Origin of the sequence: Mycobacterium farcinogenes, assembly GCF_019739075.1 — a bacterium.
Lineage (GTDB): Bacteria > Actinomycetota > Actinomycetes > Mycobacteriales > Mycobacteriaceae > Mycobacterium > Mycobacterium senegalense.
The window spans coordinates 3,053,883-3,069,867 of the sequence record NZ_CP081673.1 but is presented as its reverse complement, the minus strand read 5'-3'; the positions used below and the strand labels follow the sequence as shown (position 1 = coordinate 3,069,867).

Here is a 15,985-nt window from a genome sequence, read left to right as displayed (position 1 = left end):
GGCTGGAGTCATGTCCGCATATCCGATCGTCATCGCCGGAGCCGGTATCGGTGGCCTGGCCACCGCACTCGCTTTGCACGCCAGGGGCTTTCAGGTCACGGTGCTCGACAGCGCCCGAGAATTGCGCCCGCTCGGCGTCGGGATCAACCTGCTGCCCCACGCGGTGCGCGAACTGTTCGAGCTCGGACTCGGCGAGGGTTTGGTCGCCATGTCGGCGACCCCGGCGGTGATCGATTTCTACCGTTCCGACGGCGCCTTGCTGTTCCGCGAGCCCCGTGGCATCGAAGGCGGCTACGGCTATCCGCAGTGTTCGGTGCATCGCGGACGGTTGCAGATGCTGCTGCTCGACGCGGTGCGCGCTCGACTGGGCCGCGATTCGGTGAGGACCGAGGCCGCCGTGACCGATTTCGACGAAACCGACGAGCAGGTACGGGTGACGACGCGCCGCGGCGAGTTCATGGCCGAGGTCTTGATCGGCGCCGACGGGGTGCATTCGACCGTGCGCAGGCGGTTGCATCCCGGTCCGGACCCGTTGGCCTGGTCAGGTGTGCGAATGTTTCGGGGTGCCAGCCGCATCCGGCCGTTCCTCGACGGGCGCACGATGGCGATCGTCAAGGGCACCGACGGCGTCGAATTGGTGGTCTACCCGATCGGCGATGATCTGGTGAACTGGGTGCTGCAGGTCACCGAAACGGCCCCGGGCCCCCTTCCGGGGGACGCGAACTGGAACACGCGGGTCGATCCGGCGGCGCTGCTGGCCCCGATGTCGGGCTGGAATCTGGACTGGTTGGATCCGGCGGAACTGGTGAACCGAAGCGACGCTGTGTTCGAGTATCCGATGGTCGACCGGGAGCCGTTGCCCCACTGGGGAACTCGACGGGTCACGTTGCTGGGCGACGCCGCGCATCCGATGTATCCGGTGGGCGCCAACGGCGGCTCACAGGCCATCCTCGACGCCCGCGCCCTGGCCGACGAGCTGGCCGCCGGCCACGGAATCGCCGGATACGAGGCCCGCCGGATTCCAGAGACGGCGGCCGTGGTGCACGCCAACCGCGAGATGCATGCGGCAAGCCCCGACGAGCTGGCTCGCGTCACCGCCGCGTACCGGCGAAACACCTTCGCGGACAGGAGTTCTCGATGACCGGCTTTGTTCTGATCCCCGGCGCCTGCCACGGCGGTTGGCGCTTCTACGAGCGCACGACCTCATGCGCGACAACCACAGTGACCTGGTACGCGTCCTGATCGAGGCGGCCCACGGATAACCTGCCCTGGTGCAGCAGCCGTCCCACCCGATCCTGATCGGACAGGTGACATCCCTGTCCGGTTCCAACTACATGGGCCTGGAGAATCGCGACGGCGCGGAGCTGGCGGTCGAGCAGCTCAATGCTGGCGGTGGTGTCCTCGGCCGCCGGGTGGAGCTGGTGGTCGAAGACGACGCCAGCCTGTCTCAGGGTGCGGTCGACGCCTACCACCGGCTGGCCGACCGCGGCGTCGCCGCTGTCGTCGGGACGTCGTTCTCCAACGCGAGTCTGGCGGTGTTGCCGCACACTGACGAACGTATGCGGGTGTACGTGTCGACGGGTGCGGCGCACACCCAGGTCGATCCCGTCCGTCCGTATGTGTTCATGACACCGCCGACCGGCCGTCTCGTCGCCGCGCAGCTGCTCCGATACTTCCGCGCGCACGGCCTGACCAGAATCGCGGTGGTCTTCGATTCCGACAGCGTGTTCAACCGCGAGGCCTGGGCGACACAGGAAACGATGCTCGGACAGTTCGGAGTCGAGGCCGTCGCCGTCGAGGCCGTGAAGGTCGACAGCCGGGATTTCGGGCCCGTCGTCGCGGCGATCGCCGCCGCTGGCGCACAGGCGTCGATGGGTTGGGTCACGGGTCCGCCGGCGACCGGATTGGCGCTGGCATTCCGCTCGGCGGGCCTGAGCATTCCGCTGGTCGCCGGACTCGGTGCCGCGAGCCCAGCCTTCGCGGACGAGGTCGGACCAGCCTCCGACGGCATCGTGGTGGCGACTTCCCTGGTGGCCGTGGCATCAGACCTGCCGCCATCGCAGACCCGTACCGCCGTCGCCGCGCTGACCGGGCCGTTCGAGCTCCGCCACGGTGTACCGCCGTCGCAGTTCGCGGTGGACGGCTATACCGCCGTGAAGTTGATCGCGGCCGCCATCGAAGCGGGCGGCGACGACGCTCCCGATGCGGTCCAGCGAGCTATGGAATCACTGACCTGCCTCACCCCTGAAGGCGAATACCACTTCACGCCCACTGACCACGCGGGCTTGGGTGCGAACGACGTCGCCGTCGCCGTCATTCGCGATGGCCGGTTCCGCCTCACGCCGTGGTCACACGATCAGCTGCGCCGTCACCTCAAATAAGATCGGACCGCGCTGACACCCGGCCCGCGGGACAAAACTGCAACACGTTTCAGTTTTGCGGTCGTGATCGTTTAGGCTGGGCCGCGTGCCAGCAGCATCTTCGCAACCCGCGATCGACGGATGGTTCGCCACCGACGACGCCGGTGCCACCCACCTGATCGGCGGCAAGTGCACCCAGTGCGCCACTTTCGTGTTCCCGCCGCGCGAGAACAACTGCCCCAACCCGGCCTGCGACAGCGACACCCTTGACCTCGTCCCGCTGTCCCGCCGCGGAAAGGTGTGGAGCTACACCGAGAACCGGTACCTCCCGCCGGCACCGTATCCGAAGACCGACCCGTTCGAGCCGTTCGCGATCGCCGCGGTCGAACTGGCCGACGAGGGCCTGATCGTGCTCGGCAAGGTTGTCGAAGGCACCCTCGCCGCCGACCTCAAGGTCGGTATGGAGATGGAGCTGACCACCATGACGCTCTACACCGACGACGAGGGCGTCGAGCGCACCACCCACGCCTGGAGGGTTGCGGACGCGAGGAGCAAGGAGGGCACAGCCTGATGAGTCCAGAGCCTTTGTACATCCTCGGGGCCGGCATGCATCCCTGGGGCAAGTGGGGACGCGACTTCACCGAGTACGGCGTCGTGGCCGCCCGCGCCGCCCTGGCCGAAGCCGGCCTGGACTGGCGCCAGATCCAGTTGGTCGCCGGAGCCGACACCATCCGTAACGGCTACCCGGGCTTCATCGCCGGGTCGACCTTCGCCCAGAAGCTGGGCTGGAACGGCGTGCCGGTGTCGTCGTCGTACGCGGCCTGCGCGTCGGGCTCGCAGGCACTGCAGAGTGCCCGCGCCCACATCCTGGCCGGGTTCTGCGACGTCGCGCTGGTGATCGGCGCCGACACCACCCCCAAGGGCGCCTTCGCGCCCGTCGGCGGCGAACGCAAGAACGACCCCGACTGGCAGCGCTTCCACCTGCTCGGTGCGATGAACCCGGTGTACTTCGCCCTGCTGGCCCGGCGCCGGATGGATCTCTACGGCGCCACCGCCGAGGACTTCGCGCAGGTGAAGGTGAAGAACTCCCGCCACGGTCTGCAGAACCCGAATGCGCGCTACCGCAAGGAATCCGCGATCGAGGACGTGCTGGCCAGCCCGGTGGTGTCCGACCCGCTGCGCCAGCTCGACATCTGCGCCACCTCCGACGGCGCCGCCGCGCTGATCGTGGCGTCGAAGTCGTTCGCCGAAAAGCATCTCGGGTCGCTGGAAGGAGTTCCGTCGGTGCGCGCGATCTCGACGGTGACGCCGCAGTACCCGCAGCATCTGCCCGAATTGCCGGACATCGCAACGGATTCCACCGCCGTGGTGGCCGCCCCGGAGCGGGTGTTCAAGGATCAGATTCTCGACGCGGCCTACGCCGAGGCGGGCATCGGCCCCGAGGACGTCAGCCTGGCCGAGGTTTACGACCTGTCCACCGCACTGGAACTGGACTGGTACGAGCACCTGGGCCTGTGCCCGAAGGGTGAGGGCGAGCAGTTGCTGCGTTCCGGTGCCACCACCATCGGCGGCCGTGTCCCGGTGAACCCGTCCGGCGGCCTGGCTTGCTTCGGCGAGGCCATCCCGGCTCAGGCCATCGCGCAGGTGTGCGAATTGACCTGGCAGCTCAAGGGCCAGGCCACCGGTCGACAGGTGGAGGGCGCGAAGGTGGGCGTAACCGCCAACCAGGGCCTGTTCGGCCACGGCTCCTCGGTGATCGTCGCCCGGTAGACAATGACGGTGTGAGCGAGAGCGTCGTCGTCCGCGTCAAGCCCGGCAGCCGCAAAGGCCCGCTGGTCGAGGTCGCGGATGACGGCGCTCTCACCATCTACGTGCCAGAGCGCGCCGTCGACGGCAAGGCCAACGACGCCGTCACCAAATTGCTTGCCCAGCATCTGGGTGTGCCGCGCAGCCGCGTGGAGTTGGTCTCCGGGGCGACTGCGCGGCTCAAGCGTTTTCGCATCACCTGACCGTTGGCGAGCGTGCACAGAGTGCTGCTCAAAGGCGGCGTGCCGGGCGACAGACACGCACGCTCGCGGTGCCGGGGTGAGCCACTGGGCTACGTGAGGTTGCGGTTCCACTCCAGCCAGCCGATACCGCTGCGACCATCGGCCGTGCGCACCTTAGCCCAGGCCCGGGGGAACTGGCTGACGCGCCCGTCGTCTCCCGGGGCCACCAACCGCACGGGGGCATGTGCCACGATGTCGACGGCCACCTCGATGTCGCCGGGTTGCAGGGCCAGCGTCGTCGACACCGGCAGATCGTCATTGCCGAGCTCGTAATCCGCTGTGATGCTTTGCAATTCGACGAGCGGTTCGCCCGCGCGCTGCGCGTAACCGATACCCATCGGCGGCATGCCGGGGATTCGAACGTCCACCCCGTGCAGGTGGGTGCCGTCATCGAGATGGATTGCGTTCCAGACCCAGTTCATCGCCCACCAATCGCGCACGCCCCACGAATGATCGCGCTGACCGACGACCGCTTCGACGGTGTGGGTCTGATCACCGATGATCACCGTTCCCGACACAGTGCACGGAATCTCGTACCGGGGCGTGACGCGGTATTGGTATGGCGTACCGACGGTGGTCCAGGTCAGGTCCAGCGTCACCGAGACGGGCTCCCCCGACTCGCCCCGCAGCAAGGCCGACGGGTCGTCGAACGCCGCGCCCGTGCCCGTGGCGGTCACGCGATAGGTCTGGAGCGGCTCGTCGGGGTGCAGGTTGAGCTCGACCCCATCCCCTTTCACCGACGACGGCTCGGCCAGCGGCGCGTGAAAGTCGTTGACCGCCACGGTCGGCATCCCCGGACCGCAGAACAGCACATTGATCCACGCGGTGTCCTGGTTGGGGATCAACCCCAGGCGGATCCAGCCGCCGAAGCCCGCGTCGGCGTCGACGAAGTCGAAATACCAGCTCTCGTTCCACAGCGCCTCATCGGTGGGCGCGTGAGCGAGCTCGTCCTCGGCGGCAGGCACGAGCGGCTCCGGGACCGCCGGCGGCGCAAGGATATCCAGAGCGTGGGTGTCCAGCACGTGACTGCAGTGCCGATCGAGCATCGCCATGAACATCTGGTCGCCGCGTTCGGTACGTTCCACCAGCATCGAGGAGATGATCGCCATCATCACGCCGAAGAAGCTCTGCCGGCGTACGCCCTCGCGCACCTGGCCGAGCGTCAGTGCCGAGTCCGGTCCGAGCGCCTGGTGATACGCCGTCAGCAACTCGTCGTAGTGGGCGCGACGCTGCTCGACGGGCAGAGCACAGCCGATGAAGTACGCGACGTCGGTGAACGCCGGTCCCCTGGTGACGGTCTGCCAGTCGACCACGGTCAGCGCCCGGTCCGCCCCCTCGGCGCCGAACAACATGTTGTCGAGCCGATAGTCGCCGTGCACCAGACCCATCGGCCGATGAGATGCGCCCTCGTCGGCCAGGTAGGCGTCGAAACTCTCGACCAGGCGCTCGCAGACCTGGCGTTGTTCCGGCGTGATCAGATCCGCGTAGCGGTCGACGAATGCGGCGTACAAGCCGGTGATGAGAGCCTGATTGACCGGCGCCTCACGGTTCAGCCATTCGGCCTGATCCAGGGCCTCGGCACCGGCCGTCGATCCGTGGATGCGGCCCAGCTCGGTCAGCGCCACGGCAGCCTGTTCGATTGTGGCACCTCGGATCTCGTCACCCACCACAGCCGGCACCGCATCGCCGAGCAACAGGTCGAAGGCACCGGTCTGGGTATCGATGGCGGCGTGATAACAGGGTGCCACCGGCCCGGACGCCAGGGCAGGCGCGATATCGGTGTAGAACCGCACCTCACGTTCGTAGAGGCCCAGCGCCAGCCCCGTCTGGCGGCTGTTGGGGTCGGTGGCGGCCACCTTCAGCACCACCGACGCCGGGCCATCCGACTCGCCGGCATACTCCAGCGAGACGCGATAGCACTCGCTCATCTGGCCGGTTCCGATTCGCTCGAAACTGAAGCCACTGACGGGGCCGGCGTCCAGCGCGGCGGTCAGCCAGTCGCGGGTCAGGTCTTCGGGGCGTTCGAGTACGGCGGTTTGAGTCGGTTGCACACAGGCAACCTAGCAGTGTTCCCCGTCACACATGACAGGTGTCAACTAATGGTGTGCCGCCTTGGCATGGCCGTGCGCGCAGGCCTCCGGCGGCGTGGCAGGCACGTCCAATGCCGGATTGCGGTCGAAGAACCCGAATGGCTTGAGCCAGAAGGACACCACGTCGACCGGCATCACGGGCCAGTCCTCGGGACGGGTGATGTGGTGGATACCGAAGACGTACCAGAGCACCACGTCGGTGTTGTCGATCGAGCGGTCTGCCTGGGTCCACTCACCCAACCCGGTGTCGGTCACCGACTGGTTGACGAACTCCCCCGCCGGCCATCGCTCGTCGGGCTGGTTCGGAGTCACCCACAGCGTGTGCGTGATGACATTGGCGCGCTGCACCACCGGCGAAGCGGGGTCGAACATCGCCGGGATCGCCCCGGTGGGCACGAGCTTGTAGGACGGGTGCGTGCCCAGCCCGTTGACCACGTTGGTGTTGACCACCTTCCAGGCCCGCTGGGTGTCGAAGCTGACGTCCTGCTTGCCCTCCTGCTCGGTGCGCAGCGGCTGATTGCGCACCACCAATGACAGGCCGTAAGGATTGTCGGGCCCCATTTCTTCGGCGTACGACTCGGTCATGTAGACGGTGTTGTCGGTGCCGTCGATGTCGAGGTCCAAGCGGGCGATCAGGAAGTGCTGATGGAACGGCGCGTACGTGCGCTCGTCGACCAGCGTGCCGTTCTTCGGCGTCGGCCCGGCGGGGAACGGGGTGGTGACCATGATCCCGGTGGCGCGGACCTCACACTCGATGTTGCCGTCCTGGTACAGCCGCCAATACACCAGGTACTCGTAGTTGGCCACGGTGACGTGGAAGGACAGTGTGAGCCTGCGCATCCGGCGTACCTCGGCACCCGCGTCGTGGTCGACGTGCTTCCACAGCACCGCGTTGTCTTCCTCGTGGATACAGATCGCGTTGGTGATCGTGTACGGCTCGCCGGCACTGTCGTGCAGTACCGCATCGAGGTAGCGGATCTCGCCGAGGCAGTCGCAACCGAGTTCCAGTGAGGTGGTCATGAACCCCAGGCCCCACTCCCCGATGTCGAACGCGGTCCGCCGGTAGTGGTCGACCGAGGAGTCTCGATACGGCACCACCATCTCGGCGAACGACATGCGGTGTGCCACGGACCGGTTCGTCTCACCGTCGCGGTATCGCACGGTGTGCAGTGTCATCCCCTCGCGGTGGTTGAAGCCGACCCGCAACGACCAGTTCTGCCACTGCAGCAGGTTGCCGTCCAAGGTGAACGACGGGCCGTCGGGCTGGGTGATCTCCAGCGGCTTGAGCGGCTCCCGGGGTGACGCCGCGCGGATCCGTTCCGGAATGTGGTGCGGCACGTATTCGCCCATGACCTCGGGCATTTCGGAACTGCCGTCATCCTCGACGCGCAGCACTTCCATGGTGTTGACGTCGATCACGCAGTGCAGGCCGCTGACTTGGTGAGCGTACGGATTGGCCCCGGCGGCCTGCTTGTACCAGGTGTCCGACCAACCGATGCGGCGGTCGCGGTACTCCGGCGGCGCGACCGCGTCACCGTAGGTCCAGGTGTCCATGAACACGTTGTCCAGATCGGTGATGCCGCGTTTGGCGAGCGCGGCGATCACATCGGGATGCCGCCGCAACACCTCGTCGCATTCGGTGAACTCGTCGACGGTGAAGTTGGCCTGGACACCGGGGACGTGGTCGAAGTTTTCGACCCGCTCCTCGGTCAGCGACACCACGCCCTTGTAGGTGGCGTTCGCCGATCGGTCCAGACAGATGACCGCCGCGCGGCGGTCCGGCCGCGCGCCGCCGCCGTCGAAACCGGCCAGTTCGGCCTTGGACGGCTCGATGAGCTCCACCGAGGCCACCCGCCAACCCGGCCCTACTCCGTGCTCGCGCCGCAGTATCGCTGCCACCGCTCGAAACTCGTCGGCCGACAGCGGATCCAAGGGGTAATCCACCCCAAACACGCAACCACACCGGCGGATTCCGTGCAGCGGATCGCTCAGAGTGGAGCAGAGGATCTCACCTCTCGGCGAGCGTGAACCCTTCCCAGGCCTGCCGCCGCTGCGCGTGCGGGTCGTATTCGACGCGGGGCCGGTCGTCGAACACCAAAACCGCCCGCTCATCGGGGTGGTAGACCGGCCAACCCGGGCCGGGAGTTCCGGTCCGGGTGAACTCACGCCAGCGCCGCTGCACGTCACGGCTGACCCGGCGGGCCGACCCGCGGTCGCCCACCGCGGTCAGCAGCGCGCCGTAAGTCGTGTGGTACGTGTCGAACACCGCCAGCAGCTCCATCGCGTGCGTCGCTCCCAGCCCCGCCCAATGCAGGGTCCGCGGCGAATAGTCATAGCGGTACACGTAGGTGGGCGCGTGCGCGCTGTGCGCCTCGGAGATCTGCCAGGTGGCCGACGCAAAGGCGAAATCTCCGCCGAGCCGCACGCAGGCCGCGCTGCTCGGATAGTCCGGGTAGGCCGCCACGATCCGCCGCCTGTGCTCGGGATGGATACGGGCGAAAAGTTTCTCGATCATCGGTTCGTTGGTCGGCAGCAATGGCAGGAACCGGGTGAACAGCCGCCCCTCGTCGGCATTGTTGCCGACGATCAACGGAATCCGGTGAGCCAGACCTTCGGCCATCGCCGTGACGGGATCGACCGGCAGGTAGTCGGTACCGAACGTCGGGCCGACCGGAAACGCGCCCGGCATCTCCGTCTGACCCCGCATGACCTGCGCTTCGAGAGCTCGGCCCAACTCGGCCGGGCGTGCGGACATCAATGCCGCGGCCGCCGATCCTGCACCGGGACTGAGCAATTCGGCGAGCTGATCGGCGATCGCGGCGGCGGCATCGGCCGAGCTGACCATCCCGCTGGCCGGGCTCTGTGAGATCACCCGGGCGAACAGTCCCTCGGCGTCGGGCACGGCGAGCAGGGTCGCTACGGCATGCGCACCCGCACTCTCGCCGAAGATCGTCACGTTGTCAGGGTCGCCGCCGAACACCGCGATGTTGTCGCGTACCCAGCGCAGCGCCAACACCAGATCGCGCAGGAACAGGTTGTCGTCGATCGGATGCTCCGGTGTCGACAACGACGAAAGCTCGACGGCCCCGAGCATGCCGAGGCGATAGTTGACCGAGACGAACACACACCCGCGACGGGCCAACGCGGCACCGTCGTAGATGGGGGTGGCCGAACTGCCCATGATGTATCCGCCGCCGTGCACGAAGAACATCACCGGCAGTGGCTCATCCGAATTGGGTTTCTCCGGTGCCACCACGTTGAGCGTCAGACAGTCCTCGCTCATCGGCTGATGCTTGCCCAGGCCGACCAGTGTGTAGCGACGTTGCTGGGGCGCGCAGTAACCGAACCCGTGGCAGTAGCGGACGCCGGGCCATGGCTCGGCGGGCTCGGGTGCACGCAGGCGCAGCGGGCCGACCGGCGGCTTGGCGTAAGGGATGGAACGCCAACGGTGTACGCCGTCGCGGGTGAAGCCTTCGACGATGCCCGTGTTGATCTTTGCCCGGACGGTCCGCTCGTGCATGCACCGACCGTATCGAACTCGACGGGTGTCGACGGACATGCGGTGGGCGTGACACGCGCCCGCTAGCCTTGCGGGTATGCGCACCGTTGTGACTGTTGGGGCTGCTGTGCTTTCGGTGGCTCTGGTGGCGGCCTGCTCGTCGGGAGGGGGGCACGAGTCGCAACCGAGCTCGCAGCCCCGGATGTCGATGCCGGCCGGCGCCCCACATATCAAGACCACCACGCCCACCACTACGACAACCTCGCCCATGCCCACCACGGCGCCGGCCGCCGGGACACCGATGAGCCGGGTGATCAAGTGGGTCGAGGCAGGCACCCCGGCCGAGCCGTCCGGATTCCACACCGCGACCCGTGACGGCCAACCCACCAACCTGGGCGAGGACATCGCGTTCGTCGCACCCTCGGGCTCCGCTCGCTGCGCCACCGACAAGAACCTCGGCGGCCAACTGGCATGTCTCATCAAGGCCGACGACCTGCCGTCGAAACCGGCTGACGTCGAGGGTCAGTGGATCCCCGGCTGGGTGGATTTCGCCGGGGAGACCGTGGATGTGGGCTCGCTGCACGGAGATCCGGGGCGATTCGGCTACGGCGACGGCGCCCAACTGGCCGAGGGCAAGTCGCTGGCGTTCGGCGACTACCGGTGCCGGGCTGATGCCACCACTCTGGTGTGCGTCAACTACGCGCACCAGTCCGGGGTGCTGCTGAACTCCTCAGGCGTCGAACCGCTGGGTTGCCTCAAGCCGGTTCCGCCGCCGGTCGGCGTGGGTCGGCAGCTGCGCTGCCCGCCCGACTAGCGCCAGCCGTCGGCGGCCTTCGCTGCCTGGAGCAGCGCGTCGCACAACTGCCGAAGTTCGTCCGCGCCGGCGCCCTCGTCGACCGCTATGGCCACGTCCTCGGCGGCACACCGGACCTGGTACACCCGGTCGGACAGCTGAGCGGCCTCATCCGCGGAGAGCACCACCGAATCCGGGGCCAGCGAGGTGCCCTTGACCATGGCCCGCTGTTCGTAGGCCCGCTGCCGGCAGGATTGCCGGCAGTACTGACGGCGGCGACCCATCTGCGCATCGGCGACCTCACGCCCGCACCACCGACACGGCTGCGGACGGTCACGTCTGCGGTTCCCGGTCGCCATGGCTCACGACTGTAGACTGCCCGGGGCCTCGACCCGCGTATCATCGATGGTCGAGTCGGGAACTTGGCAACGCCGCGCAGCGTTGATACATCCGGACAAAAACGCCAAATAAGGAGTGTTGACGATGGCTGATCGCGTCCTGAGAGGCAGTCGCCTCGGAGCCGTGAGCTACGAGACCGACCGCAACCATGACCTCGCGCCACGTCAGGTGGCCCGCTACCGCACCGAAAACGGTGAAGAGTTCGACGTCCCGTTCGCCGACGACGCCGAGATCCCCGGCACCTGGCTGTGCCGCAACGGGCTCGAGGGCACCCTGATCGAGGGTGATGTACCCGAGCCCAAGAAGGTCAAGCCGCCGCGTACCCACTGGGACATGCTGCTGGAGCGTCGCTCCGTCGAAGAGCTCGAAGAACTGCTCAAGGAGCGGCTCGACCTCATCAAGTCCAAGCGGCGCGGCAGCTGACCGCGCATAAAAAACCGCGATATGCCGTCGGCATATCGCGGTTTTTTGTGTCCCGTCAGCGCACCACGCCCCGGGCACGGTCCAGGCGCCCGCGGATGCCCCACTCCGCGACCTTGAACATGGCCTCACGGATGTTGGAACCGCTCATCTTGGAGACGCCGAGCTCGCGTTCGGTGAACGTGATGGGCACCTCGACGACCTTGAAGCCATTGTTGATCGCCCGCCACGTCAGGTCGATCTGGAAGCAGTAGCCCTTCGAATCGACCGCCGACAGGTCGATCTTCTCGAGCACCTCGCGCCGGTACGCGCGGTACCCGGCGGTGATGTCGTGGATACCGACACCGAGCAGCAGCCGCGAGTAGGTGTTGGCGGTCTTCGACAGCACCAGGCGGCGGACCGGCCAGTTACGCACCGTGCCACCGGAGACATAGCGCGAGCCGATGGCCAGATCGGCCCCGGCGTCGACCGCGTCGAGCAGCCGGTTCAGTTCTTCGGGTGCGTGACTGCCGTCGGCGTCCATCTCGACCAGCACCGAGTATCCGCGGCCCAGCCCCCAAGCGAATCCGGCGAGATACGCCGCACCGAGACCCGCCTTGCTGGTGCGGTGCATCGCGTGCACCCGATCCGGATCGGCCAGGGCCAGCTCATCGGCCAACTTGCCGGTGCCGTCGGGGCTGCCGTCGTCGACCACCAAGATGTGCACCTCGGGGCTGGCGTGATGCACGCGCCCGACGATCAACGGCAGGTTCTCCCGCTCGTTGTAGGTGGGAATGATCACCAGCGTGCGCTGACTCGGGCGTTCGCCGTCCTGGCGAGGGCTGGATTCCCCCGGCCGCTGCGCTCCATCACCAGGGACTGTCATGTGGCTCCTTCATCGTCGCGGGCCTTCGCCGGTGCGACGCCTCAACATTTTTTGCACGAACCCTCCATTGTGCAGTATTGCGGCCAGCAACGCCCCAAATCCAATCGTGACCAGCACCACCTGCAGGGTCGGCCCCCACTCGGTGGCCGGCGTCACATCCGACTTCAACCGCACCTGACTGTCCAGATAAGCCGGCTGGAAGAACTCGGTGCGGGCCAGCTCGCGCCCGTCGGGGGCGATCACCGCGCTGATACCCGTGGTGCCGGCGACCACGAGGTACCGATCGTGTTCGACCGCCCGCAGTTTGCCGAACGCCAGCTGCTGCGCGCTCATGCTCGCGTCGAACGTGGCGTTGTTGGTCGGCACGGTCAACACCTGGGCACCGTTGAGCACCGACTCACGTGCCGCCCGGTCGAAGATCACCTCCCAGCAGGTGGTCACCCCGATCGGCACGCCGGCAGCGTGTACGACGCCGTTGCCCTCGCCCGGCACGAAGTAGCCGGCCCGGTCCGCATATGACGACAGATGTTTGAAGAAGCTGCGCCACGGCAGGTACTCGCCGAACGGCTGCACGATCTTCTTGTCATGGCGCTCACCCGGCCCATGCTCGGGATCCCACACGATCACGGTGTTGGTGGCCACGGGGTTGTCGGCGGTGTAACCATCGGCCTTGGTGACGGTCCCGACGAGGATCGGCGCGCCGATCGCGTCGGCCGCTGCGGTGATCTGTGCGGCGGCGTCGGCGTTGGCCAGCGGATCGATGTCGGAGGCGTTCTCCGGCCAGACCACGAACATGGGTTGCGGGGCGCGGCCCGCACGGACGTCGTCGGCCAGCTGCTGCGTCTGTTTCACATGGTTGTCGAGGACGGCGCGGCGCTGAGCGTTGAACTCAAGGCCGAGCCGGGGCACGTTGCCCTGTACGGCGGCCACTGTGACGGTCTGTTCGTCGCCGGCACCGGTTCCGGAGTGACGGACCTGCGGCCACATCAACGCAGTGCCCAGCAGTACCACGGTGATGCTCAGGCCGGGCAGCATGACCGCGGGCGCCGGGAAACCCGGCTTGTGGCCGTGATGCCACCAATGCACGATCTCCAGCGCCAGCAGTGTCACGCTGAAGCCGACGAGCGCCACCGCGAACGACACCAGGGGCGCACCGCCCCAGCGTGCGATGGCCAGCAGTGGTCCGTTGGTCTGGCCGAATCCGAGGACGCCCCAAGGGAACCCGCCGAACGGCACGGTCGATTTGAGCCACTCCTGGGTGACCCACAGCGCGGCGAACCACAACGGCCACCCGGGTAGTCGCCCGACGACCACTGCCGACAGGCCGAAGAGCCCGCAGAACAGCGACTCCATGACGGCCAGGGCCAGCCACGGCATCGCGCCGACCAGGCCGCTGATCCATGGCAGCAGCGGTACGTAGAACGCGAGGCCGAACAAGAATCCGTAGCCGAAGCCGCCCGCGCGGGTGGTGGAGCGCAGCGTCAGCACCCACCCGATCAGCGCCAGTCCGACGAAGGCCGCCCACCACCAGCCGGTCGGCGGGTAGCTCAGGCACAACGCGAGGCCGCCAGCGACCGCGGCACTCAACTGTGCCCAGCGCGCGGCCGCCGCCCGGCCCAAGCGTGACGCCCGCACGGTCAGCACGGACCACCGGTCGGGCGTGCCCGCCGCGGTCAAGCGGTATTCGCGCTCCTCGGGCTCATCGTCGGGATCGATGTCGGCCACCGGATCGCCGGTGGCGTGCTCGTCGAGCTCGTCGAAGGATTCGTCGTCGAGTTGGTCGAGCTCGGCGAGTTCGTCCTCCTCGATCGCCGGGATCACCTCGGTGGTCTCGTTGGGGCCCGGCCGCCGGAGACCGAAACGGTCTGCGCGTCCCAGTTGCGGACGGGCCGATTTGTCTCGGGGACGGTCACTGCCCATGGATGACGACACCCCGGTGAACGGTCTGACGGCACCGCGGCAGCTCCGCATCTGCGGCCAGCCGCGGCAGTGCCGGCACCCGGGAGCGCGGATCGGTCGACCATCGCTGGACGGCGTTGGCCGGCGCGCTGACCTCGAGGTCCTCGGCCTCCCACACCGCGTAGCTGGCTGGGGCACCGGGAGTGAGCGTGCCGGTGGAGCCATCGCGAACGCCGCCGGCCCGCCAGCCGCCGCGGGTGGCGGCAGCGAAGGCGGCACGAGCTGAGATCGCGCTGCCCGCACTCTGGTGCGAGACCGCGGCACGCACGGTTTGCCAGGGGTTCATGCTGGTGACCGGGGTGTCCGAGCCGAACGCGAGGGGCACGCCTTCGGATGCTAACAGCGCGAACGGGTTCAGCTGGTGAACTCGGTCAAGGCCGAGACGCTGGGCATACATGCCGTCTTCCCCACCCCACAGGGCATCGAAGTTGGGTTGCATGCTGGCGATCACACCCCAGGCTCCCAACTGCGCGGCCTGTTCGGGGTTGACCATCTCGAGATGTTCCAGACGGTGGCCGCAGCGGGCCAGGGCCGGACCGCCCAATCGTTGTGCCGCGGCGGCGAATCCTTCGACGACCGCAGCGACGGCAGCGTCACCGATGACGTGGAAACCGGCCGGGACACCGGCCTCGGTGCAGGCCTGCACGTGCGTGGCGATGACCTCGGCGTCCAGATAGCAGGTGCCGCAGCTGTCGGGAGCGTCGCGGTAGGGCGCCTGCAGCCATGCGGTGCGTGAGCCGAGGGCACCGTCGACGAACAGGTCTCCGGCCAGGCCGCGGGCGCCGGTCTCGGCGATCAGGTGACGAGCATGGTCGGCGTCGCCGGCCGGTTCGCCCCAGTACCCGACGACCTCTACGCCGTGCTCCAGCGCACGAAGTTCCTGCCAGTCGAGCAGACCGCCGATCTGTGGACCGGCGCACTCATGAACCGCGGCGATGCCCATCGCGGCGGCGTGATCGAGTGCGGCGACGCGGGCGGCATGCCGTTGCTGCGGGGTCAGCTGCTCACGCGCGGCCGCGCGCACCAGATGATGTGCCTGCGCGCTCAGCGGACGCTGCGGGTCGAATCCGGTGGCCTCGACCAGGGCAGGCACCAACCGGCGCAGCGCGGACGTCGCGGCGGCCGAATGCACGTCCACGCGGGCCAGATAGGCGGGGCGCTCGCCCAGCACCGCGTCGAGGTCATCGGTGCTCGGGCCGGCCTGCCCGGGCCAACTCGACTCGTCCCAGCCGTGGCCCCATATCGGACCGTCAGGGTGCCGGCGCGCGTACTCATCCACCAGGCGCAGGCAGTGCTGCAGTGAGGTGGCCCCACGAAGGTCCAGTCCGTCCAGGCTGAGCCCGGTCGAAGTCAGGTGAACGTGGCTGTCGACGAATGCGGGTGCGACGAAGCCGCCGTCCAGGTCGACGACCTCGGCTTCGGGAAACTGCGAGCGGCCGACATCATCGGTACCCAGCCACGCCACTACCCCGTCGCGGACGGCGAAAGCGGTCGCGTCGGGATAGCTGGGGCTGTGGATGCGCCCGTTGATCAGAAGGGTGGTCACACTGTT

The 15,985-nt window shown here is 67.8% G+C and carries 14 protein-coding genes; 7 read left to right on the top strand and 7 right to left on the bottom strand.

Annotation, left to right across the window (positions count from 1 at the left end):
• Nucleotides 1–10 precede the first annotated feature (10 nt).
• From K6L26_RS14510 to K6L26_RS14490, 5 genes are all read left to right on the top strand, one after another.
• Nucleotides 11–1,141 carry an FAD-dependent monooxygenase gene (locus K6L26_RS14510; protein WP_221853292.1) on the top strand — a complete coding sequence of 377 codons (1,131 nt, stop codon included), beginning with the start codon at nt 11–13 and terminating at the stop codon, nt 1,139–1,141.
• 130 nt (nt 1,142–1,271) lie between these two features.
• Nucleotides 1,272–2,381, top strand: coding sequence for an ABC transporter substrate-binding protein (locus K6L26_RS14505; RefSeq protein WP_221853291.1), 1,110 nt, complete (start codon nt 1,272–1,274; stop codon nt 2,379–2,381).
• An 85-nt stretch (nt 2,382–2,466) separates the two neighbouring features.
• Nucleotides 2,467–2,931, top strand: coding sequence for a Zn-ribbon domain-containing OB-fold protein (locus K6L26_RS14500; RefSeq protein ID WP_019348573.1), 465 nt, complete (start codon nt 2,467–2,469; stop codon nt 2,929–2,931).
• The gene (locus tag K6L26_RS14495) at nt 2,931–4,130 is read left to right on the top strand and encodes a lipid-transfer protein (RefSeq protein WP_036394058.1); all 1,200 of its coding nucleotides are present in this window, start codon (nt 2,931–2,933) and stop codon (nt 4,128–4,130) included. Before K6L26_RS14500 ends, K6L26_RS14495 begins: the two co-directional genes overlap by 1 nt.
• 11 nt (nt 4,131–4,141) lie before the next feature.
• On the top strand, nt 4,142–4,369 hold the full coding sequence (locus K6L26_RS14490) for a DUF167 domain-containing protein (RefSeq protein ID WP_036394056.1): 228 nt from the start codon (nt 4,142–4,144) through the stop codon (nt 4,367–4,369).
• 89 nt (nt 4,370–4,458) lie between these two features.
• Here the strand turns inward: K6L26_RS14490 and K6L26_RS14485 are convergent, their stop codons facing one another.
• The 3 genes from K6L26_RS14485 to K6L26_RS14475 form a co-directional block, all read right to left on the bottom strand.
• Nucleotides 4,459–6,459: a DUF7064 domain-containing protein gene (locus K6L26_RS14485; protein ID WP_047037911.1), complete on the bottom strand. Its 2,001-nt coding sequence runs from the start codon at nt 6,457–6,459 to the stop codon at nt 4,459–4,461.
• 45 nt (nt 6,460–6,504) lie between these two features.
• Nucleotides 6,505–8,442 carry a primary-amine oxidase gene (locus K6L26_RS14480; protein WP_043370313.1) on the bottom strand — a complete coding sequence of 646 codons (1,938 nt, stop codon included), beginning with the start codon at nt 8,440–8,442 and terminating at the stop codon, nt 6,505–6,507.
• A 64-nt stretch (nt 8,443–8,506) separates the two neighbouring features.
• A complete protein-coding gene (locus K6L26_RS14475) occupies nt 8,507–10,018 on the bottom strand; it encodes a carboxylesterase/lipase family protein (protein WP_019347864.1) in 1,512 nt (503 codons plus the stop codon).
• Between the two features lie 76 nt (nt 10,019–10,094).
• On the opposite strand from K6L26_RS14475, the gene K6L26_RS14470 reads away from it, so the two are divergent.
• Nucleotides 10,095–10,811 carry a hypothetical protein gene (locus tag K6L26_RS14470; protein ID WP_036394052.1) on the top strand — a complete coding sequence of 239 codons (717 nt, stop codon included), beginning with the start codon at nt 10,095–10,097 and terminating at the stop codon, nt 10,809–10,811.
• On the opposite strand, the gene K6L26_RS14465 is transcribed toward K6L26_RS14470, so the two are convergent.
• Nucleotides 10,808–11,149, bottom strand: coding sequence for a hypothetical protein (locus tag K6L26_RS14465; protein ID WP_036394051.1), 342 nt, complete (start codon nt 11,147–11,149; stop codon nt 10,808–10,810). The genes K6L26_RS14470 and K6L26_RS14465 overlap by 4 nt on opposite strands.
• Before the next feature lie 124 nt (nt 11,150–11,273).
• Here K6L26_RS14465 and rbpA point away from each other — a divergent pair, with 124 nt between their 5' ends.
• The gene (gene rbpA, locus K6L26_RS14460) at nt 11,274–11,612 is read left to right on the top strand and encodes an RNA polymerase-binding protein RbpA (protein WP_036394353.1); all 339 of its coding nucleotides are present in this window, start codon (nt 11,274–11,276) and stop codon (nt 11,610–11,612) included.
• 55 nt (nt 11,613–11,667) lie between these two features.
• On the opposite strand, the gene K6L26_RS14455 is transcribed toward rbpA, so the two are convergent.
• From K6L26_RS14455 to K6L26_RS14445, 3 genes are read right to left on the bottom strand one after another with little or no spacing between them, the layout of a single operon-like run.
• Nucleotides 11,668–12,474: a polyprenol monophosphomannose synthase gene (locus K6L26_RS14455; protein WP_221853290.1), complete on the bottom strand. Its 807-nt coding sequence runs from the start codon at nt 12,472–12,474 to the stop codon at nt 11,668–11,670.
• A gap of 9 nt (nt 12,475–12,483) precedes the next feature.
• A complete protein-coding gene (lnt, locus tag K6L26_RS14450; protein ID WP_245008732.1) occupies nt 12,484–14,394 on the bottom strand; it encodes an apolipoprotein N-acyltransferase in 1,911 nt (636 codons plus the stop codon).
• Nucleotides 14,384–15,979, bottom strand: coding sequence for an amidohydrolase (locus K6L26_RS14445; RefSeq protein ID WP_019347870.1), 1,596 nt, complete (start codon nt 15,977–15,979; stop codon nt 14,384–14,386). The genes lnt and K6L26_RS14445 overlap by 11 nt, the downstream gene beginning before the upstream one ends.
• Nucleotides 15,980–15,985: the final 6 nt, after the last annotated feature.